We start from the raw sequence: 19,258 nt of genomic DNA on the forward strand, positions 1-19,258 counted from the left end.
CCGTTCACCACATATGGCTGGCGCGCTAGCCCCGGGGGCCGCTATTGCGCAACTAAATCCGCAATTCGCCCGCTTTATGCCGCGATTCAGCGGTTAGGGCGATGATCGCGAAAATGTCAATTCTTGTTTCGCATTTGCGAACGCCCCATAAATGGGTGAGATGAAGCCGTATCCCAAATATTTCGAGAAGATTCGCATCCGCCCTGAAAAGGATGCGGAGCTGAAGTCGCACTCGCCGATCTGCCAGTGGGATGGCTGCAAGGAGCCGGGCACCCATCGCGCGCCGGTCGGGCGCATGAAGGAGGGTGAGTATTTCCGCTTCTGCTTCGACCATGTGCGCGAGTACAACAAGGGCTTCAACTACTTCTCCGGCGTGCCGGACACCGAGGTCGCGCGCTTCCAGAAGGAAGCCATGACCGGCCACCGGCCGACCTGGAAGATGGGCGTCAATGGCGCCTCGACACGTTCGTCGCCCGATATGGCGCAGATGCGCTCCGGCCGCGCCGGCTATTACAACCGCATGCGCGACCCGTTCGACCTGTTCAAAGGGCCGAAGGATCCGCGCGAGGCGCGCGAGCGCAAGGCCAAGCCGCTTGAGGCCAAGGCGCTGGAAACGCTTGGCCTTGATACAAAGGCGACTGGCAAGGATATCAAGGCGCGCTATAAGGAACTGGTGAAACGTCACCATCCGGATGCGAATGGTGGCGACAGAGGTTCGGAAGACCGGTTCCGCGATGTGCTGCAGGCCTATCGCGTGCTCAAACAGGCGGGCCTGTGCTGAGCGACCCTACGGTTTGTGTCGCTTTCCAACTTTCATAAGGTTGGAAAAGGCTCTAAGACCGCCCCCGAACAAAATCGATTGCCGGCGAAACGGGACGTTTCGCCCGTGGAGACGTTGAGAGATATGAACAAGGTCGATCGCGACATCGCCAACCTGCCCGACACGACGGTGTCGGTGAAGGACAAATTCGGCTTCGACTCCAAGATGGTGGTGCCGGCCTATTCGGTGACATCGGAACATGTGCCTGACGTCGATCCGGACTATCTGTTCGACAAGGCAACGACGCTGGCGATCCTGGCGGGCTTTGCCTACAACCGCCGCGTCATGGTGTCGGGCTATCACGGCACCGGCAAGTCGACGCATATCGAACAGGTCGCCGCCCGTCTCAATTGGCCCTGCGTGCGCGTCAATCTCGACAGCCATGTCAGCCGTATCGACCTCGTCGGCAAAGACGCGATCGTCGTCAAGGACGGGCTGCAGATCACCGAATTCCGCGACGGCATCCTGCCCTGGGCCTACCAGCACAATGTCGCGCTCTGCTTCGACGAATACGATGCCGGCCGTCCGGACGTGATGTTCGTCATCCAGCGCGTGCTGGAATCGTCGGGCCGGCTGACGCTGCTCGACCAGAGCCGGGTCATCCGTCCGCATCCGGCGTTCCGGCTGTTCTCGACCGCCAACACGGTCGGCCTCGGCGACACGACCGGCCTCTACCACGGCACGCAGCAGATCAACCAGGCGCAGATGGACCGCTGGTCGATCGTCACCACGCTGAACTATCTGCCGCACGACAATGAAGTGAACATCGTGCTGGCCAAGGCCAAGCACTATCGCGACAACAAGGGCAAGGACATCGTCAACAAGATGGTGCGCGTCGCCGACATGACGCGTTCGGCCTTCATCAACGGTGACCTGTCGACCGTGATGAGCCCGCGTACCGTCATCACTTGGGCCGAGAACGCCGAGATCTTCGGCAATATCGGCATGGCGTTCCGGCTGACCTTCCTCAACAAATGCGACGAGCTGGAGCGTTCGGTGGTGGCCGAATTCTACCAGCGCGCCTTTGGCGAGGATCTGCCCGAGAGCGCCGCCAACGTGGTGCTGGGCTAAGCAGAGCCTCGATGGCGGGTCCGGGCGACAACACGCGCAACAAGTCGAAGACGGGGTCTGAAGCCGACAGCTTCAAGCGCGCCGTCACCGTCTGCATGCGCGCCATTGCCGGCGACAAGGACATGGAAGTCGGCTTCGCCAAGGACAGGCCGGCGCTCGCCGGCAGCCGGGCGCGCTTGCCCGAACTGCCGAAGAAGGCCTCCAAGACCGATATTGCGATTACTCGCGGCCTCGGCGATTCCATGGCGCTGAAGCGCGCCTGCCATGATGCGCGCATCCACACCAAGCTGGCGCCGGAAGGCAAGGCGGCGCGCGCCATCTATGACGCGGTCGAGCAGGCCCGCGTCGAGGCGATCGGTAGCCGCGCCATGCAGGGCGTCGCCGACAATATCGGCTCGATGCTGGAGGACAAATACGCCAAGGCCAATCTTGTCGACGTCAAGGACAAGGCCGACGCGCCGATCGAGGAAGCGCTGGCGCTGATGGTGCGCGAGAAGCTGACCGGCCGGGCGGTCCCCAAGAGCGGCGAGCGGCTGGTCGAACTCTGGCGGCCCTGGGTCGAGGAAAAGGCCAAGGCCGATCTCGACGGCCTGTCGGCCAAGCTTGACGACCAGCAGGCCTTTGCCCGCGTCGTGCGCGAAATGCTCGCCTCCATGGAGATGGCCGAGGAACTCGGCGACGACCAGGAGACGGAAGATTCCGAGGACAATGACGACAACCAGCCGCAAGGCGAGGAGCAGAGCGAGGAGGGCGGGGAAGAGGATTCCGGCTCCGAGCAGTCGCAGTCCGAGGACGCCGAGGCTTCGGCCGATGACGAACAGTCGTCCGAAACGGAGGCGTCCGACGCCACCGCCGACGATCTGTCCGATGACGACGACGCCGATGCCGAGACGCCCGGCGAGGCTCGCCGCAACGACAATCCCTTCACCAATCTGCCGAAGGAAATCGACTACAAGGTCTTCACCACTGCTTTCGACGAGACGGTCGGTGCCGAAGAGCTGTGCGAGGAGGAAGAACTCGACCGGCTGCGCGCCTTCCTCGACAAGCAACTGGCCAATCTGTCGGGCGTGGTCGGGCGATTGGCCAACCGGCTGCAGCGCCGGCTGATGGCGCAGCAGAACCGGTCCTGGGATTTCGACCTGGAGGAGGGTTACCTCGACCCGGCGCGGCTGGTGCGCGTCGTCATCGACCCGATGCAGCCGCTGTCCTTCAAGCAGGAACGCGACACCAAATTCCGCGACACGGTGGTGACGCTGGTGCTCGACAATTCGGGCTCAATGCGCGGCCGGCCGATCACGGTCGCCGCCACCTGCGCCGACATCCTCGCACGCACGCTGGAACGCTGCGGCGTCTCGGTCGAGATCCTCGGCTTCACCACGCGGGCCTGGAAAGGCGGGCAAGCGCGCGAAAAATGGCTGAAGGACGGCAAGCCGCCGAGCCCCGGCCGGCTCAACGATCTGCGCCACATCATCTACAAATCCGCCGACCACCCGTGGCGGCGGGCACGGCGCAATCTCGGCCTGATGATGCGCGAAGGCCTGCTCAAGGAGAACATCGACGGCGAGGCGCTGCTGTGGGCGCACAACCGCCTGATCGCCCGGCCCGAACAGCGCAAGATCCTGATGATGATTTCGGATGGCGCGCCGGTCGACGATTCAACGCTTTCGGTCAATCCGGGCAATTATCTCGAACGCCATTTGCGCGCCGTCATCGAGCTGATCGAGACGCGCTCGCCGGTGGAACTGCTGGCCATCGGCATCGGCCATGACGTCACGCGCTACTACAGGCGCGCCGTCACCATCGTCGATGCCGAGGAACTGGCCGGCGCCATGACCGAGCAACTGGCCTCGCTGTTTGCCGAGGAAAGCGCACGCGACACGCGGCGCGGCGGCATGCGGCGCGCCGGATGATCTTTTCGCGCGGGGGGGTTCGGCAAACGCTCTTCGCCGCCATCGCCCTGTTCGCCGGCGTGGCGTCCGCGCCAGTTCGTTCGGCCGGCTCGGCGCCGGTTTATCCCATCGAGGTTTCGTCCCGCCCGATCACCGAATTCCGCATTGGCCGGACCGACACGCAGTTCGGTTCACTCGAATTCGTCGGCGGGCTGGAAATGACCTCGAAATCGCGCGATTTCGGCGCGCTGTCGGCCTTCCGCTTTCTGAAAGCGGGCAGCGATTTCATCGGCGTGGCCGACACCGGCTACTGGTTCTTCGGCACGGTGGCCCGCGACGCCGACAGGCGGCCGGTGGGCATCCAGAACTTCCGCATGCAGCAGATGGTCGACCAGAGCGGCCAGCCGATCGACGAGAAATGGGAGGTCGATGCCGAAGGACTCGCGGTCAAGGATGGCATCGCCACGGTCGGTTTCGAACGCAATCACCGCGTTGCCCAGTTCAGGATCGACCCGGAGAACATGAAGGCGCCGTACCGGCAGCTGGATTTCCTGGTGCCGGCGCGCGAGCTGCGCCAGAATCGCGGCTTCGAGACCGTCACCCATGCCAATGCCAACGGCCAGCATCAGGGCGGCCTGGTCGTGGTGTCGGAGAAAAGCCTCGACAAATCAGGCAACATCTATGCCGCCATCATCGAAGGGCCGCACAAGGGCGTCTTCACCGTCAAGCGCAACGGCGATTTCGACATCACCGACGGCGCCTTCCTGCCGGACGGCGACCTTTTGCTGCTGGAGCGCAGTTTCACCATGGCGGGCGGGCTCAAGATGCGGCTGCGGCGCATCTACGGCGAGAGTGTCGAGAAGGGCGCCGTCGCCGACGGGCCGGTGCTGCTGGACGCCGACATGGGCTACCAGATCGACAATATGGAAGGGCTCGACGTCTGGACGCGCGACGACGGCGCGGTGATGGTGTCGCTGATCTCCGACGACAACCACTCGATCCTGCAGCGCAACCTCTATTTGGAATTCGTCCTGCACCAGGATTGAGTGACGCTTCAGCCGCGAACCCAACGGCGGGTTCGATCTGGTCGGGCGCCTTCCCCCACTCCGTCTCGGCTTCGCCGAGCCACCTCTCCCTCCTCTGGAGGGAGAGGTGGGGAGCCAGCCTGTGCACGCTCGCGCCTCTCCTCTACCCCGTCGATCGGGGGAGAGGTGGCGCTGCGAAGCAGCGACGGAGAGGGGGTCGACCCATCCCTCGATCTACGTTCGCCAAAATACTTTAGTCCAGACTCGACAATTGTCGCCTCCGCCACAATACTCAAGTCCATGCTTAACTATTCCGAGATCGACAGCATCCTCCGCGCTCTTGTCGAGCCAACGCGTCGCCAGATCCTGGAACGGTTGAGCCGCGGACCGGCCACCGTCAGCCAACTGGCGGAGCCTTTCGGCATGACCTTCGCCGCCGTCTTGCAGCATCTGCAGGTGCTGGAGGCCTGCGGGCTGATCCGCAGCGAAAAGATCGGGCGGGTGCGAACCTGCCGGATCGAACCGGGCGGGCTCGCTCCGCTCGCCGACTGGATCACCGAACGCCGCATACCGGCGGAACGCCACCTCGACCGACTTGGTGAGATTCTGGCCGAGACTGACCAACCATCCCCGAAAGTTCAAGATCAGGAAAAGGACGAGCAGACATGAACCAGATCGCCCCTGTGAAAGACGAGCATTCCGTCATCCATTCCACATTCACCATCGAGCGCACGTACCCGCAATCGCCAGATCGTGTCTTCCATGCCTTCGCCGATAAGGCGACGGTGCGGCGTTGGCGGGTCGACGGCGATGGTTTTGCCGTCGCCGAATTCAGCTTCGATTTCCGTGTCGGCGGTGGCGAGGTTTCACGCTTCAGCTATGGCGGCGGCCCGGAGATCAGGCTCGACGCGCAGTTCCAGGACATCGTTCCCGATCAGCGCATCGTGTTTTCCTACCGGATGGCAATCGGGCCGCAGCCAATGTCGGCATCGCTGACCACGGTTGAGCTGACACAATCGGGTGATGGCACAAGGCTGACCTATACCGAGCAGGGCGCCTTCTTCGATGGTGTCGATTCCGCCAAAGGGCGGGAGGAGGGGACGCGCGGGCTGCTGGAGGCGCTCGCCGCGGAACTCCAGAGGTCAAAAGCCTAACACTGCCCGACGACGGCTTCGGTCAGACGCCGTTAGTGGCGATCCAGATGACATGGCGCGCGCCGCGCTTGCCGTTGGCGCGCGTGTTGACCTCCTCGACGGCGAAGCCCGCCTGTTTCAGCCGCCGCGTGAAGCCGCTGTCCGGCCCTTGCGACCACACCGCCAGCACGCCGCCCGGCTTAAGGGCGGTGCGTGCGGCGCCGAGGCCCGCGAGGCTGTAGAGAGCGTCATTGCCCTTGTGGACGATGCCTTCGGGGCCGTTGTCGACGTCGAGCAGGATGGCGTCCCAGGCCGCGGACCCAGACCGGATCAATTGCCCGACATCGGTCTCCTGGATGGCGACGCGGGGGTCGTCGAGACAGCCGCCAAACACCTCCGCCATCGGGCCGCGTGCCCAGGCGACGACCGCCGGCACCAGTTCCGCAACAACGATGCCGGCATCCTTGCCGAGTTCGGCCAGAGCGGCGCGCAGCGTGAATCCCATGCCGAGGCCGCCGATCAGGATCCTCGGCTGGCGATGGCCCGCAATCCTTTGGCAGGACAGTTTCGCCAGCGCTTGCTCGGAGCCGCTGAGGCGGCTGTTCATCAGCTCGTTGGTGCCGAGCATGATCGAGAATTCGCTGCCGCGCCGCTTGAGGCGAAGTTCCTGGGCGCCATCCCCGGTCTTTGCCGAATCGAGATGGACCCAGGGGATCATGGTTTAGGCGGCCAGCGCCGGCTGGCTCCAGCGAGCGGCGAGCAACCGGTAGGGGATGAGCGCGACCACCGCGATGATCAGCTTCACCGCGAGATCGCCCAGCGCCCAAGAAACCCAGCGCATGGCCTCGACATGGAAGACGCCCATCAGCGGCGCCGTCTCGAGCGCGAAACTGTCGTTGGGGCCTGCAAAAGCGAAAGCGGCCGAGAAAGCGACGGTGAAGAACACCATGGTGTCGAAGACCGATCCGACCAGCGTGCCGACGATCGGCGCCCGCCACCAGCTCTGCCGGCGCAGCCGGTTGAACACGGTGACGTCGAGCAGTTGCGCAGACAGGAACGCCGCGCCTGAAGCGGCAGCGATGCGTACCAGCCGGTCGGCCGCCGTTTCGAATTCGATCAGGCCATGGCGGAACAGCAAGGGCGGGACGAGGATCGAGCAGACCACCGCCGTCATGAAGCCGACAAAGACGATCCGGCGCGCCACGGCAGGGCCATAGCGGCGGTTGGCGAGGTCGGTGACCAGGAAGGAGAAGGGATAGGTGAAAGCGCCCCAGGTGAGCAGGTCGGCCAGAGACAGGCCGCCGATCTGCCCCTGCATCGGGAACTGCACGAGGATGTTCGACGCCACGACAACAAACGCCATGGCGGCCACGAAGGGCAGATATCGCGAGAAGGAAGTCATTTTTTTATCCTGGGTAATGGAACCAGCGGAGCATCATGCCCATCGGGGCCGTGCTCGCTTCGTAGTCGAGCACCGGATTGTCGAACCCTTGCGGATCCATCCGATGCTCCAGGCCAACAAGTTGGCCTGGGCGGTCCCCCGCCTTTATCCGATGTTAGGCAGCGACCTGTTCGGCCAGCTTCTTGGCGATCTGCTTCTTCAGCAGGCGCGCGCGCTGCGACAGTTCCTTGACGTCGGCCTTGGCCAGGAAGGCGTCGAGGCCGCCGCGATGTTCCACCGAACGCAGCGCGTTGGCCGAAATGCGCAGGCGCACATTCTGGTTCAGCGCTTCCGAGATCAGCGTCACATTGACGAGATTCGGCAGGAAGCGACGCTTGGTCTTGTTGTTGGCGTGGCTCACATTGTTGCCGGTCTGGACTGCCTTGGCAGTGAGTTCGCAGGTGCGGGACATAATTCTAACCTTCAATTCTCTCGGGACCTGCCAAACCTTTGTGCCCACGCCGGGTGGCGCGCGGTTCTGGTCAGGCGGCCTTATGGAAAAAGTTGGCGTTCCATAGTTGCATTTCAGCGGGGCGTCAAGCTCCGGCTTCGCCACGGAAGCGCCCGGCATTTCATATTAAGGCCGGATTTCATCCTATAAGCGGTCTCATAGGGACACGCCAGACCGGGGTCGTCCGCCTCCGGTCGAAAATCAAGGATCCGATCCCGCATGCTTCGTTTGTCTCACGCGCTTGTTGCCGCGCTTGCCGTCGCCTTGCCGTCCGCCGCGTCGGCTGCCTCGCCGCAGTCTTTCAAGGGCGAGTACACGGTGTCATTTCTTGGTCTCTCGATCGCGAGATCGACCTTCTCAAGCCACTATGCGAACGGCGCTTATGCGATCGACGGCACTGTCAGCGCCGCCGGACTGGCCAAACTGTTCGACGACACGCGCGGCACGATCTCATCCAAGGGCACGATTTCCGGCAAGAAAATGGTGCCCCAGGCGTTCCGCGCCGATTATACCTCGGGCAAGAAGGTGTCGGCGATCGACATTCGCTTTGCCAATGGCGCCGTCACCTCGACGCAGGTCATCCCGGCGCCGGGCCAGCGCGACCCCAACGACTGGGTGCCGATCGGTGCCGGCGACCTGGCATCGGTGCTCGATCCGATGGCGGCGACCGTCATCCATGCCGACAGCCTCGACCAGGTCTGCGGCCGCACGGTGAAATTCTATGACGGCGAGATGCGCGCCAACCTGACGCTGACCTACGCTTCGAAAGGCACGATCTCGGTGCCGGGCTACAAGGGCGATACCATCACCTGCCGGATGGGTTTCGAGCCGGTGGCCGGCTATCGCAAGGGCCGCAAGGCGCTGGAGTTCCTGAAGAACAGAAGCCGCATGATGGTGACGTTTGCACCGCTCGGCCAAACCGGCGTATATGCGCCGATCCACGCCACGGTAGGGACCCAGATTGGTCCGCTGACCATAAGCGCGAGACGGTTCGAAGCGGTACAATAGGGCCGCCCTGGAAACAGAACAGGGCGCGCCACGGGAGGGGACATGGCGCGCGCAACACTGATCGGTTTTTCAGCGGTCGCCATGTGGGCGCTTCTGGCGCTTCTCACCGATGCCTCCGGCAAGGTGCCGCCGTTCCTTTTGTCGGCGATCACCTTCTCGATCGGCACCGGCGTCGGCCTTGTCGCGCGGCTGTTCATGCCGGCCGCCGAGAAGAGCCCGAAAATACCGCCGCAGGTCTGGGTGATCGGTATCGCTGGCCTGTTCGGCTACCACTTTTTCTATTTCACCGCGCTGCGCAACGCGCCGGCGGTGGAGGCGAGCTTGATCGCCTATCTGTGGCCCCTGCTGATCGTGCTCGGCTCCGCGCTGACGCCGGGCGAAAAACTGGCGTGGAACCATGTCGTCGGCGCGTTGCTCGGTCTGGCCGGCACGGTGCTGATCGTCACCAAGGGCGGCGGGCTGGCCTTCGATGCGCGCTACACCTTCGGTTACGCCATGGCTGCCGTTTGCGCCCTGCTCTGGTCGTCCTATTCGCTTTTGTCGCGGCGCTTTCCTTCGGTGCCGACGAGCATCGTCACCTGGTTCTGCGCGGCGACCGCCGTGCTGTCCCTCGGCTGCCATCTGGCGCTGGAACAGACAGTGTTGCCAAATGGTGCAGGCCAGTGGCTGGCCGTGCTCGGGCTTGGCCTGATGCCGGTGGGTGCGGCCTTCTATGCCTGGGACATCGGCGTCAAGCGCGGCAACATTCAGGTGCTGGGCGCCGCAAGCTACGCGGCGCCGCTGCTCTCGACGCTGGTGCTGATTGTGGCCGGCGTCGCCGAGCCGTCGCTGCGCATCCTCGCCGCTTGCGTGCTCATCACCGGCGGCGCGGCCTTGGCGGCGAAGTCGCTGTTCCTGCGCAAGCCGGCCGCCGCCGAGACCGAAGCCACGGCATCCGAAAGCGGAGCCGCGGCATGACCATGCCGTTTGCCGGCGGCATCGACGCCAATTCCAATGCGACGCTGATCTTCTCGCTGGTGGCGGCGGTGATCTATGCCTTCACGCTGGGCATGCCGCCGAGCCTTGCCCGCTCCGCGGCTAAGACGCTCGCAGTCGCGATGCTGGCCGTGCTTTCGGCGCTGCAAGGCGGCCCGCTGTTGTTGGTCGCGGCGCTTGCGCTCAGCGCGGTGGGAGACGCGTTCCTGTCGCGCGACGGCGAAAAGGCATTTCTCGGTGGGCTCGCAAGCTTCCTTGTCGCCCACATCGTCTACATCGCGCTGTTCCTGCGCAGCGGCGGCGGGTTGGGGCTGCTTGGCGCCGAGCCCTGGCGCGGGGCGATCGCGCTGGCACTGGCGGTGTTCGCCATCGTCATGCTGGCCGCGCTCTGGCGTCGTGTCGGCCCCGGCCTGCGTGTGCCGATCGCCATCTATGTCGTGGCGATCCTGGCGATGGGCATGGCGGCGCTGACCACCAACAGCGCCTGGGTCATCGGCGGCGCGGTGCTGTTCATGGCATCGGACGGACTGCTGGCCACCGAGAAATTCCTGGTGGCGGCCATCTCGCCGCATCGCGCCTGGATGCGTTTGGCCGTCTGGGTGCTGTATTACGCGGCCCAGCTTGCGATTACGCTTGGCTTCCTGCTGGGTTAGGATTCCAGCCCGGCTCGGCCAGTTCGAAGGCGGCAAAATCAAAGCCCGGCGCGACGGTACAGCCGACCAGCGTCCATTCGCCCAGGCTGCGCGCCGATTGCCACCAGCCCGCCGGCACGACGATCTGTGGCCGTTCGCCGGCCGCGAGTTCGATGCCGAGCACCTGCTCAATGACCTGGCTGCCCTTTGGACCGCCTTCTTCCCACATCGACAGCGCCAGCGGCGCGCCGGCATGGAAATGCCAGACCTCGGCTGCATCCTTGACCCGATGCCAGGCCGAAAGCTGGTGCTGTTCCAGCAGGAAATAGATGGCGGTCGAATGGCCGCGCGCTCCGCCGGCCTCGTCACGAAAGGTTTCCGCGTACCAGCCGCCTTCCGGATGCGGCTTCAGTGCGAGTGTCGCGATGATTTCTGCTGCGCTGGTCATCGGTCGCAGGCGCTCAGAAATTGTCCTTGCGCTTGCGGATTTCGGCGAACACCTCGGCATCCCCGGCCTTTTCCATACCGAGATGCTTGCGGATTGCCGGATCGTGCCAGCGCAGGAAAGGATTGGTCGACAGTTCCTCGCCGATCGTCGTCGGCAGTGTCGGCTTGTTGTCGACCCGCAGTGCCTCGATCCTGGCGGCGCGCTCCTTCAATGCCGAATTGGTCGGGTCGACGGTCAGCGCGAAACGGGCGTTGGCAAGCGTGTATTCATGGCCGCAATAGATCGTCGTCGCGGCGGGAAGGGCTGCGAGTTTCTTCAGCGATTCATACATCACCGGCGGCTTGCATTCGAACAGCCGCCCACAGCCGAGCGCGAACAGCGTGTCGGCGGTGAACGCCACCTGCGATGCCGGCAGATGATAGGAGACATGGCCGGCGGTATGGCCGGGTGTGGCGATCACCTCGATGCGCTCGTCGCCGAGATGTAGCACGGAGCCGCCCTCGACGGTTTCGTCGATGCCGGGAATCTTGGCCTTTTCCGCCTCCGGGCCGACGATGCGCAGCTTGAAGCGTTCCTTCAGCGCCAGATTGGCCTCGACGTGGTCCATATGATGATGCGTGGTCAGGATCATCGTCGGCGTCCAGCCGGTGCGCTTGATCGCGGCCAGGATCGGCGCTTCCTCGGGCGCGTCGATGATCGCCGTCTGCCCGCTTTTGGGGTCATGCACCAGCACGCCGAAATTGTCCGTGCGGCACATGAATTGTTCGATTTCGACCGCCATCGCGTCTCTCCTTTTGTCGCCGCAGACATAGGGCGCCGGAGGGCGGATGTCATCTATGGGATGACCGAATGTCATTCCCGGGGAGGACAAATACCATCGCAATGTGTCGACCGCCTCAGGGCCTTTTGTTGAAACCGGCCGATATCACGGCTACATCCCTGACATGCATTCCGACATCGTCGACCTTCGCTCCTTCTATTCGACAACGCTTGGCCGGTTCGCCGAGCGTTCGATCACCATGGCGCTGTCGTCGATATGGGCCGCTGTCCCCAATGAACGGCTGGTCGGCCTTGGCTATACCTTGCCGTGGCTGGAGCGTTTCGGCTCCGATGCGGAGCGGGTCTTCGCCTTCATGCCGGCAACGCAGGGCGCCGTAGTGTGGCCCGCGACGGGGCCGACGGCGACCGCTTTGGTCTTTGATGAGGAACTGCCGCTGGTCGATTCCTGCATCGACCGCATGCTGCTCGTCCATTCGCTCGAACATGTCGAAAATCCGCGCGAGACGCTCAACGAGATCTGGCGGGTGCTGTCGCCCGCGGGGCGCGTCGTCATCGTCGTGCCCAACCGGCGCGGTGTCTGGGCGCGCTTCGAGCACACACCGTTCGGCAATGGCCGGCCGTTCTCGCGCGGCCAGCTGACGGAACTGCTGCGCGAGGCGAATTTCACGCCCGCCGCCTGGTCCGATGCGCTGTTCTTCCCGCCATCGCGGCGGCGCTTCATGATGCGCTTCCACAATGTGCTGGAGCGCGCCGGCCGGCGGCTGTGGCCGATCTTTTCCGGCGTCATCGTCGTCGAGGCGCAGAAGCGGCTCTATCAGGGCGTGCCGGTCGCCCAGCGCGCCTCGCGCCGCGTCTTCGTGCCGGTGCTGTCGCCACACGGCGCGACGCGACTCGGCCGCCGGGCCGAGGCGGCCGGCGCGGCCATGCCGTCTCGCCAGGTGAAACCTTCGTGATCGTGCTAGAAACGCGCGCGGCGCGTCCTTCCTCGACCTATCTGTCGTGGTGAACTCGCAGCCTGCCTGATATGCGGATGCCGTCATCATCCGGTTTCAGCATCGCACCTGAACGCAAGGACCTCTGACATGGCTGATCAACTTGACAATCAGGCCACCGTTCAGCCGGTCGCCGTCGAAGCCAGCAGCCTGGGTGATCAGGTTGCGACGATCAGACGGGCGCTGGTGGTGTCGCCGGTTCGCAAATGGCTGCTGTGGACGTCGGTCGGCATCATGGCCGTCATCATCGCGACCTCGATCGGCCAGGTCCTGCTCAACCGCTGGAACCAGCCCTTCTACGATGCGCTGGCGCGCCGCGACATGGCGGCTTTCCTGCACCAGCTCCTTGTCTTTGCGATGATCGCCGGCGGGCTGCTGGTGCTCAATATCGGCCAGACGTGGCTCAACCAGATGATCCGGCTGAAGTTGCGCGAGGCGCTGACGCTCGACCTGATCGACCAGTGGATGCGGCCGGTGCGCGCCTTCCGGCTGGCCAATGCCGGCGCCATCGGCGTCAATCCCGACCAGCGCATGCAGCAGGATGCGGCGCATCTGTCCGACCTGTCGACCGATCTCGGCGTCGGGCTTTTGCAGTCGCTCATCCTGCTCGTGTCCTTCGTCGGCGTGCTGTGGGAACTGTCTTCGGGCTTCGTCTTCCACATCAATGGCTGGTCGCTGGCCATACCGGGCTACATGGTCTGGGCGGCGTTCCTCTATGCCGGCACCGCCTCCTGGCTGAGCTGGCTGGTCGGGCGGCCGCTCATCAAGCTGAACAGCGACCGCTACACACGGGAGGCGGAGCTGCGCTCCTCGATGGTGCGCGTCAACGAGAATGTCGATGCCATCGCGCTGTACCATGGCGAGGCCGACGCCAAGCAGCGGCTCGAACTCGACCTCGGCACGGTGCTGGGCGCCATGCGGCGCATCTATACCGCGCAGATCAACCTGTCCTGGGTGACCGATACCTATGGCTGGATTACCGTCGTGGCGCCGATCCTGGTTGCCTCGCCCGTCTATTTCTCGGGCGATATCAGCTTTGGCGGGCTGATGATGGCGGTCGGTGCCTTCAACCAGGTCCATTCCTCGTTGCGCTGGTTCATCAACAACATCGGCAGCATCGCCGATTGGCGCGCCACGCTGATGCGTGTCGCCGACTTCCGCATCGCGCTCGATGAAACCGACGTGCTGCACGACACCGAAAGGCGTATCACCTTCGATCAGAACGCCAATGGCAGCCTGACGTTCGAGAAGCTCCAGGTGGCCTCGCCGGAGGGCTGCACGAAACTCTCCGAGCAGCATGTCGAGATCCGCGCCGGCGATCGCGTGATGATCACCGGCGAGCCCGGCGCCGGCAAGACGCTGTTCTTCCGCGCCATTGCCGGGCTTTGGCCCTGGGGCAGCGGAAAGATCGGCCTGCCGGCCGGAGAAACCCTCATCTTCGTGCCGCGCGTGCCGTATTTGCCGGCCGGCACGTTGCGCGAGGTGCTCAATCACGCCAACGGGCATGCGCCCGCGAGTGACGCCGAGATTGTGGCGGTGCTGGCCGAAATTGGTCTGGAACGGCTGTCGTCCTCGCTCGACCGCGTCGGGCGTTGGGACCATGAATTGGGCGATGACGAACAGCGCTTGCTGGGCGTGGCCAGGCTCGCCTTGCGACAGCCGAAATGGGTGATCATCGACGAAGCCATGGATGCATTCGACGGCCCCTCGCTGCGACGTGTGCTGGCGATGCTGGAAAAGCATCTGAAGGGCGCCACGATCATCAACATCGGGCGCGGGCAGCACAATATCCAATTCTTTCCGCGCGGCCTGACGATCGTCAAGGATTCCGGTGCGCCAGCGCTGAAGCCCGCCCACGTCAGGGCCGGCGCCATCGATCCGCCGCCGGTCGCGGTCCGCCGCAAGAAATAGGACCGCTTTCCCGCACTCTCGCAGCAAGCTTTATTTCGCCGCGATCGCGAAGGAAGATTTCCCCGAGAAACAAAACTTGGCGGTGGCGATGCTTGATGCTCTGCGCCTGCTTGCCTGTCTTGCCTGTGTCCAGCCAACGCCCGTTGCCTCGCCATCAGGTGCGCTGGCTGTTGACGTCGAATTGGTGTTGGCGGTCGATATATCCCTGTCGATGGACGAGAAGGAATTCGCCCTGCAACGCGCCGGCTATGTCGAGGCGCTGCGCCATCCCGACTTCATCCAGGCCGTCCGGTCCGGCAATACCGGCCGCATCGCGATTGCCTATTTCGAATGGGCCGGCACGGTGCGCGACGACGCGGTCATCGATTGGCAGATCATCGATGGCGCGCAAAGCGCCAACAGCTTTGCCGACAAGGTGGCGGCGCGCCCGTTCCGGAGTTTTCGCGGTACCTCGATTTCCACGGCAATTGCCTTCGGCACAGAGCTGTTCGGCAGGACGAATTTCGCCGGTGAGCGCAGCGTCATCGACATGTCGGGCGATGGCCCCAACAATATCGGGCCGCCGGTCACCGCGACGCGCGATGCGGCAACCGCAAAAGGCATCGTCATCAACGGCCTGCCGATCCTGATCAATCCATCGCCCACCTTCAAGCATCTCGACCAGTATTATGCGCAGTGCGTGACCGGCGGACCCGGCTCATTCGTGCTGCCCATCTACTCGGCTGCCGAATTTTCCACCGCCATCCGGCGCAAGCTGATCCTCGAGGTGAGCGGCATTCAGGACAAGGCCAGCATCATCCCTGTCGATGCGGATGCGCCGATCGACTGCCTGCAAGGCGAACGCGACAGGCGGTTCCTGTCGGATCCGTATTTTCCGGAACTCGACCGGTGAAATTGCGCAAGAGCACCTGCGGCCGGCCGTCGAAGGCACCGATTCCATTACCTCTGGCGTAATCGCTTTGCGTCAGGCATTCCGGCAGATTTGCCCTTGCGAGGCCGGTTGGTCGGTCTCGATGCAAAGGGAGTTACGTCATGACCGCTTACGCCATCGCCCATATGCGCCAAGTCACGATGGGGCCGCAGATCGTCGAGTATCTGCACAAGATCGATGCCACGCTGGAACCGTTTGGAGGCCGTTTCCTGGTCCATGGCGGCGATGTGGAGGTGATCGAGAACGACTGGCCGGGCAACCTCATCATCATCGAATTTCCCGACCGGCAGCATGTGCGCGAGTGGTATGCTTCGCCCGCCTATCAGGCAATATTGGCCTTGCGCACGGAGAACTCCCAATCCGATGTGGTGTTTGCCGACGGCGTCGAACATCCGCACAAGGCGACGGATGTCCTGGGCTAGACGTGCCTTATCGTTTCAGCAGGAACACCGCCTGCTGGCCAAAGAAGTTCCAGAACCACCAGGGCATGGACAGGCCGATCTTCTGGCCGGCGGCGTCGAGCGCGGTTGCCTTTTCCACCGTCGCGCCAAGCTCTTCGCACAAATTGACGAAGTCGCGGATGGTGCAGAAGTGGATGTTGGGGGTGTCGTACCAGGAATAGGGCAGGTCCTGGGTCACCGGCATGCGGCCCTTGACGAACAGCGACAGACGCACCCGCCAATGGCCGAAATTGGGGAAGGAGACGATCGCCCGGTTGCCGATGCGGAGCAACTCGTCGAGCACCAGCTTCGGGTTGCGCGTCGCCTGCAAGGTCTGCGACAGGACGACGAAGTCAAAACCCTTGTCGGGATAGAATTCGAGATCCTTGTCGGCATCGCCCTGGATGACGGAGAGGCCGCGCGCCACGCATTCGTTGACGCCGCGCTGCGACAGTTCCATTCCGCGGCCGTCGACCTGCTTGGTGTCCTGCAGCAATTCAAGCAGCGAGCCGTCGCCCGAACCAACATCGAGCACGCGGGACTGCGGTGGGATCAGATTGGCGACGACCTCGAGGTCGACGCGCTGGCTGCCGTTGACGCTCATGATGTCGTCTCCTTTGCGGCGCATGATCCCGATCCCGAAAGTCTGCAACTTTCCGGGGTCATGCGCTTAGCCCTCTCGCCCGTGCTGCGGAGCCGATGAAGCCGTTGATGGCGGCGAACAGTTCCGGCTCGTCGAGCAGGAAGGCATCGTGGCCACGGTCGGTCTCGATCTCGACGAAGGACACGGACGCGCCGGCCGCGTTGAGCGCGTGCACGATCGAGCGACTCTCTTCGGTCGGAAACAACCAATCCGAGGTGAAGGACACCAGGCAGAAGCGGGTTTTGGTGCCGGCAAAAGCATCCGCCAGCCGCCCGCCATGATCGGCGGCGAGATCGAAATAGTCCATTGACCGCGTCATGTAGAGATAGGAATTGGCGTCGAAGCGGTCGACGAAGGTCATGCCTTGGTGGCGCAGATAGCTTTCGATCTGGAAGTCGGCGTCGAAGCCGAAGGTCAGCGCCTCGCGATCCTGCAGATTGCGGCCGAATTTCCGGTGCAGGGCGGCTTCCGACAGATAGGTTATGTGGGCGGCCATGCGCGCTACCGCCAACCCTTTTTCCGGGCGTTTGCCGTTTTCGAAATATTTGCCGCCGTGCCAGTCCGGATCGGCCATCACGGCCTGCCGACCGACCTCATGGAAGGCAATGTTCTGCGAGGAATGGCGCGCACCGGTGGCGATCGGCAGCGCCGAAAAGACACGCTCCGGATAGCTCGACGCCCATTCCAGCACCTGCATGCCGCCCATCGAGCCGCCGAGCACGCAGAACAGTTTCTCGATGCCGAAATGGTCGATCAGCATCTGCTGCGCCCGCACCATGTCGCGGATGGTGATGACCGGCAGGTCGAGCCCATAGGGCTTGCCGGTGGCGGGGTTGGTCGATGCCGGGCCGGTTGAACCCAGGCAGCCTCCGATGACGTTGGAGCAGATGACGAAGAAACGGTTGGTGTCGATGATCTTGCCGGGGCCGATCAGCACTTCCCACCAGCCCGGCTTGCCGGTCACCGGATTGGTGTTGGCGACATGCTGGTCGCCGGTCAGAGCATGGCAGACGAGGATGGCATTGGCGCGGGCATCGTTCAGCGTGCCGTAGGTCTGGTAGGCGATCTGGAACGGCGATAGCAGCGTGCCGGCGTCGAGCTTGAGCGGCTTGTCCGCCCCGAAGCGCAACACCGGGCTCGACGGCTGGTCGGCCTCGTTGTTGGTCTTTCCTGCGCGCAGAGCGGCCATTCTTGTCTCACCTGCTGCATCATATCAGGCGAAAAATCGCCGTCGATGCGTCCATCCGGCCGGCCGCGGACAATAAAAAACCGGCATTGCCTTCGCAAAGCCGGTTACGTCACGCAAACGGCCCTTTAGCGAATTGTTTAACGTGGCTGCAAGCCGACCGGCCAAATCACCACGGAACTGTTGCTGCCCTTCTAGAACTCGCCCGCGCTGCCGTCAATGCCGACATCTGGGCCGACATCTGGGCCGACATCTGGGCCGGCTGCTGGCACCACTGCCACCTCTCGACATTATCGGCCACGGCTTGTATTTCCGCTGCGGCCTCCGGATCGAGGCATTTTCGATGGATTTTGCAAAAATGAACCAGACACCGGATCAGGCACGTCCAACCCCGCGCGCGGGTATCATGGACATCGACGCCTATGTGCCGGGCAAGAGCGCCGCACCCGCCGGTGTCGCCAAGGTCTACAAGCTATCGTCCAACGAGAACCCGCTTGGCCCGTCGCCGAAGGCGATCGAAGCCGCGCGTGAAGTCGCCGCCAGGCTCGACATCTATCCCGACGGTACCGCCAGGCGGCTGCGCGAGGCGATCGCGGAAGTGCATAGCCTCAACGCGCAGAACATCATCTGCTCCAACGGCTCCGACGAGATCCTTGGCCTGCTGGCGCAGACCTATCTGGCGCCCGGCGACGAGGCGATATTCACCGAACACGCCTTCATGGTCTACAAGATCTACATCCAGTCGGCCGGGGCTGCGCCGATCGCGGTCAAGGAGACCGATGAGCGGGCCGACATCGATGCGATACTGGCGGCCGTCACGCTGCGAACCAAGATCGTGTTCCTTGCCAATCCCAACAATCCTACCGGCACCTATGTGCCGTTCCAGGAGGTGCGCCGCCTGCATGCCGGCCTGCCCAGACATGTGCTGCTGGTGCTCGACGCGGCATATGCCGAATATGTCCGCCGCAACGACTATGAGGCCGGCATCGAACTGGTTGGCAGCGCCGAGAACGTGGTCATGACCCGCACCTTCTCCAAGATCGGCCTCGGTGGCGCGCGGATCGGCTGGATGTATGCGCCCATGCACATCGTCGATGCGATCAACCGCGTGCGCGGTCCCTTCAACGTCAATGCGACGGCGATCGAGGCCGGCATCGCGGCAATCCGCGACCGCGCCCATGTCGAGCGCAGCGTGGCGCATAACGAGACCTGGCTGACCTGGCTGAGCCAGGAGATGACTGGGCTCGGGCTGCGGGTGACGCCCAGCGTCGGCAATTTCCTGCTCATTCACTTTCCCGATGATCAAAAGCATTCGGCGGCCGCGGCGGACGACTATCTGACCGCGCGCGGCTATATATTGCGGCGCGTTTCCGGCTACGGCTTCCCCAACGCGCTGCGCATGACCGTCGGCACGGAAGAGGCCAATCGCGGCGTCGTCGCCGCGCTCACGACATTCCTGAAAAGCTAGAACGCCCGAAAAGC

21 protein-coding genes and 1 riboswitch are annotated in these 19,258 nt (G+C 63.7%); of the genes, 14 read left to right on the forward strand and 7 right to left on the reverse strand.

Translation table 11 applies throughout. From position 1 onward, the window contains the following. The first annotated feature begins 151 nt into the window (after positions 1-151). From D3242_RS10920 to D3242_RS10945, 6 genes are all read left to right on the forward strand, one after another. Positions 152-781: a J domain-containing protein gene (locus D3242_RS10920; protein WP_019861454.1), complete on the forward strand. Its 630-nt coding sequence runs from the start codon at positions 152-154 to the stop codon at positions 779-781. 123 nt (positions 782-904) lie between these two features. After that, positions 905-1,891, forward strand: a complete 987-nt coding sequence (gene cobS, locus D3242_RS10925) for a cobaltochelatase subunit CobS (RefSeq protein ID WP_027047444.1) — start codon at positions 905-907, stop codon at positions 1,889-1,891. Between the two features lie 11 nt (positions 1,892-1,902). Further along, positions 1,903-3,801: a cobaltochelatase subunit CobT gene (gene cobT, locus D3242_RS10930; RefSeq protein ID WP_019861452.1), complete on the forward strand. Its 1,899-nt coding sequence runs from the start codon at positions 1,903-1,905 to the stop codon at positions 3,799-3,801. Continuing rightward, a complete protein-coding gene (locus D3242_RS10935) occupies positions 3,798-4,826 on the forward strand; it encodes an esterase-like activity of phytase family protein (protein WP_064981021.1) in 1,029 nt (342 codons plus the stop codon). Before cobT ends, D3242_RS10935 begins: the two co-directional genes overlap by 4 nt. Before the next feature lie 279 nt (positions 4,827-5,105). After that, a complete protein-coding gene (locus D3242_RS10940) occupies positions 5,106-5,474 on the forward strand; it encodes an ArsR/SmtB family transcription factor (RefSeq protein WP_019861449.1) in 369 nt (122 codons plus the stop codon). After that, positions 5,471-5,959: an SRPBCC family protein gene (locus tag D3242_RS10945; RefSeq protein ID WP_019861448.1), complete on the forward strand. Its 489-nt coding sequence runs from the start codon at positions 5,471-5,473 to the stop codon at positions 5,957-5,959. The genes D3242_RS10940 and D3242_RS10945 overlap by 4 nt, the downstream gene beginning before the upstream one ends. A 22-nt stretch (positions 5,960-5,981) precedes the next feature. Here D3242_RS10945 and D3242_RS10950 read toward each other — a convergent pair whose 3' ends face one another. From D3242_RS10950 to rpmB, 3 genes are all read right to left on the reverse strand, one after another. After that, a complete protein-coding gene (locus D3242_RS10950) occupies positions 5,982-6,656 on the reverse strand; it encodes a spermidine synthase (RefSeq protein WP_019861447.1) in 675 nt (224 codons plus the stop codon). A 3-nt stretch (positions 6,657-6,659) separates the two neighbouring features. After that, the gene (locus D3242_RS10955; RefSeq protein ID WP_064981020.1) at positions 6,660-7,340 is read right to left on the reverse strand and encodes a queuosine precursor transporter; all 681 of its coding nucleotides are present in this window, start codon (positions 7,338-7,340) and stop codon (positions 6,660-6,662) included. 154 nt (positions 7,341-7,494) lie between these two features. Next, positions 7,495-7,791 carry a 50S ribosomal protein L28 gene (gene rpmB / locus D3242_RS10960; protein WP_010911765.1) on the reverse strand — a complete coding sequence of 99 codons (297 nt, stop codon included), beginning with the start codon at positions 7,789-7,791 and terminating at the stop codon, positions 7,495-7,497. A 258-nt stretch (positions 7,792-8,049) separates the two neighbouring features. On the opposite strand from rpmB, the gene D3242_RS10965 reads away from it, so the two are divergent. From D3242_RS10965 to D3242_RS10975, 3 genes are read left to right on the forward strand one after another with little or no spacing between them, the layout of a single operon-like run. Further along, positions 8,050-8,838 (forward strand): DUF3108 domain-containing protein, encoded by a 789-nt coding sequence (locus tag D3242_RS10965; protein WP_064981019.1) that lies wholly within the window; start codon positions 8,050-8,052, stop codon positions 8,836-8,838. A gap of 42 nt (positions 8,839-8,880) precedes the next feature. After that, the gene (yddG, locus tag D3242_RS10970; protein ID WP_064981018.1) at positions 8,881-9,795 is read left to right on the forward strand and encodes an aromatic amino acid exporter YddG; all 915 of its coding nucleotides are present in this window, start codon (positions 8,881-8,883) and stop codon (positions 9,793-9,795) included. Further along, positions 9,792-10,466, forward strand: coding sequence for a lysoplasmalogenase family protein (locus D3242_RS10975; protein WP_064981017.1), 675 nt, complete (start codon positions 9,792-9,794; stop codon positions 10,464-10,466). Before yddG ends, D3242_RS10975 begins: the two co-directional genes overlap by 4 nt. Here D3242_RS10975 and D3242_RS10980 read toward each other — a convergent pair. Continuing rightward, entirely contained in the window at positions 10,441-10,893 is a 453-nt protein-coding gene (locus tag D3242_RS10980; protein ID WP_064981016.1) for a cupin domain-containing protein, read from the reverse strand. The two genes, D3242_RS10975 and D3242_RS10980, sit on opposite strands and share 26 nt — an antisense overlap. A gap of 13 nt (positions 10,894-10,906) precedes the next feature. Further along, positions 10,907-11,674: a hydroxyacylglutathione hydrolase gene (gene gloB / locus D3242_RS10985; RefSeq protein ID WP_038649955.1), complete on the reverse strand. Its 768-nt coding sequence runs from the start codon at positions 11,672-11,674 to the stop codon at positions 10,907-10,909. Positions 11,675-11,837: 163 nt separating this feature from the next. Between gloB and D3242_RS10990 the strand changes: the two genes are divergently transcribed. The 4 genes from D3242_RS10990 to D3242_RS11005 all read left to right on the forward strand — a co-directional run bounded on the left by D3242_RS10990 (position 11,838) and on the right by D3242_RS11005 (position 15,929). Beyond that, positions 11,838-12,626 carry a class I SAM-dependent methyltransferase gene (locus tag D3242_RS10990; protein ID WP_019861437.1) on the forward strand — a complete coding sequence of 263 codons (789 nt, stop codon included), beginning with the start codon at positions 11,838-11,840 and terminating at the stop codon, positions 12,624-12,626. A gap of 129 nt (positions 12,627-12,755) precedes the next feature. Next, positions 12,756-14,576, forward strand: coding sequence for an ABC transporter ATP-binding protein/permease (locus D3242_RS10995; RefSeq protein ID WP_064981015.1), 1,821 nt, complete (start codon positions 12,756-12,758; stop codon positions 14,574-14,576). Positions 14,577-14,664: 88 nt separating this feature from the next. Next, on the forward strand, positions 14,665-15,468 hold the full coding sequence (locus D3242_RS11000; protein ID WP_064981703.1) for a DUF1194 domain-containing protein: 804 nt from the start codon (positions 14,665-14,667) through the stop codon (positions 15,466-15,468). A 140-nt stretch (positions 15,469-15,608) separates the two neighbouring features. Beyond that, positions 15,609-15,929 (forward strand): DUF1330 domain-containing protein, encoded by a 321-nt coding sequence (locus D3242_RS11005; protein WP_019861434.1) that lies wholly within the window; start codon positions 15,609-15,611, stop codon positions 15,927-15,929. Between the two features lie 7 nt (positions 15,930-15,936). On the opposite strand, the gene metW is transcribed toward D3242_RS11005, so the two are convergent. Together metW and metX are read right to left on the reverse strand one after the other, a co-directional pair. Then, positions 15,937-16,551, reverse strand: coding sequence for a methionine biosynthesis protein MetW (gene metW / locus D3242_RS11010; protein WP_064981701.1), 615 nt, complete (start codon positions 16,549-16,551; stop codon positions 15,937-15,939). Positions 16,552-16,609: 58 nt separating this feature from the next. After that, positions 16,610-17,779: a homoserine O-acetyltransferase MetX gene (gene metX / locus D3242_RS11015; protein ID WP_064981014.1), complete on the reverse strand. Its 1,170-nt coding sequence runs from the start codon at positions 17,777-17,779 to the stop codon at positions 16,610-16,612. Positions 17,780-17,884: 105 nt separating this feature from the next. Beyond that, a riboswitch (SAM riboswitch) is annotated at positions 17,885-17,962 on the reverse strand. A 172-nt stretch (positions 17,963-18,134) separates the two neighbouring features. On the opposite strand from metX, the gene hisC reads away from it, so the two are divergent. Then, positions 18,135-19,244, forward strand: coding sequence for a histidinol-phosphate transaminase (gene hisC, locus D3242_RS11020; RefSeq protein ID WP_064981699.1), 1,110 nt, complete (start codon positions 18,135-18,137; stop codon positions 19,242-19,244). The last annotated feature ends 14 nt before the right edge of the window (positions 19,245-19,258 follow it).

The organism is Mesorhizobium jarvisii (assembly GCF_003601985.1).
In the GTDB taxonomy this organism is placed as follows: Bacteria; Pseudomonadota; Alphaproteobacteria; order Rhizobiales; family Rhizobiaceae; genus Mesorhizobium; species Mesorhizobium jarvisii.

Bases quoted from the DNA above. Each gene is read 5' to 3' on its own strand.
- metX (WP_064981014.1), bottom strand. From the start codon at position 17,779: ATGGCCGCTCTGCGCGCAGGAAAGACCAACAACGAGGCCGACCAGCCG.
- D3242_RS10940 (WP_019861449.1), top strand. From the start codon at position 5,106: ATGCTTAACTATTCCGAGATCGACAGCATCCTCCGCGCTCTTGTCGAG.
- D3242_RS10920 (WP_019861454.1), top strand. From the start codon at position 152: ATGGGTGAGATGAAGCCGTATCCCAAATATTTCGAGAAGATTCGCATC.
- D3242_RS11000 (WP_064981703.1), top strand. From the start codon at position 14,665: ATGCTTGATGCTCTGCGCCTGCTTGCCTGTCTTGCCTGTGTCCAGCCA.
- gloB (WP_038649955.1), bottom strand. From the start codon at position 11,674: ATGGCGGTCGAAATCGAACAATTCATGTGCCGCACGGACAATTTCGGC.
- cobT (WP_019861452.1), top strand. From the start codon at position 1,903: ATGGCGGGTCCGGGCGACAACACGCGCAACAAGTCGAAGACGGGGTCT.
- hisC (WP_064981699.1), top strand. From the start codon at position 18,135: ATGAACCAGACACCGGATCAGGCACGTCCAACCCCGCGCGCGGGTATC.
- D3242_RS10935 (WP_064981021.1), top strand. From the start codon at position 3,798: ATGATCTTTTCGCGCGGGGGGGTTCGGCAAACGCTCTTCGCCGCCATC.
- D3242_RS10965 (WP_064981019.1), top strand. From the start codon at position 8,050: ATGCTTCGTTTGTCTCACGCGCTTGTTGCCGCGCTTGCCGTCGCCTTG.
- D3242_RS10995 (WP_064981015.1), top strand. From the start codon at position 12,756: ATGGCTGATCAACTTGACAATCAGGCCACCGTTCAGCCGGTCGCCGTC.
- cobS (WP_027047444.1), top strand. From the start codon at position 905: ATGAACAAGGTCGATCGCGACATCGCCAACCTGCCCGACACGACGGTG.
- metW (WP_064981701.1), bottom strand. From the start codon at position 16,551: ATGAGCGTCAACGGCAGCCAGCGCGTCGACCTCGAGGTCGTCGCCAAT.
- D3242_RS10990 (WP_019861437.1), top strand. From the start codon at position 11,838: ATGCATTCCGACATCGTCGACCTTCGCTCCTTCTATTCGACAACGCTT.
- D3242_RS11005 (WP_019861434.1), top strand. From the start codon at position 15,609: ATGACCGCTTACGCCATCGCCCATATGCGCCAAGTCACGATGGGGCCG.
- rpmB (WP_010911765.1), bottom strand. From the start codon at position 7,791: ATGTCCCGCACCTGCGAACTCACTGCCAAGGCAGTCCAGACCGGCAAC.
- D3242_RS10955 (WP_064981020.1), bottom strand. From the start codon at position 7,340: ATGACTTCCTTCTCGCGATATCTGCCCTTCGTGGCCGCCATGGCGTTT.
- D3242_RS10945 (WP_019861448.1), top strand. From the start codon at position 5,471: ATGAACCAGATCGCCCCTGTGAAAGACGAGCATTCCGTCATCCATTCC.
- D3242_RS10950 (WP_019861447.1), bottom strand. From the start codon at position 6,656: ATGATCCCCTGGGTCCATCTCGATTCGGCAAAGACCGGGGATGGCGCC.
- yddG (WP_064981018.1), top strand. From the start codon at position 8,881: ATGGCGCGCGCAACACTGATCGGTTTTTCAGCGGTCGCCATGTGGGCG.
- D3242_RS10980 (WP_064981016.1), bottom strand. From the start codon at position 10,893: ATGACCAGCGCAGCAGAAATCATCGCGACACTCGCACTGAAGCCGCAT.
- D3242_RS10975 (WP_064981017.1), top strand. From the start codon at position 9,792: ATGACCATGCCGTTTGCCGGCGGCATCGACGCCAATTCCAATGCGACG.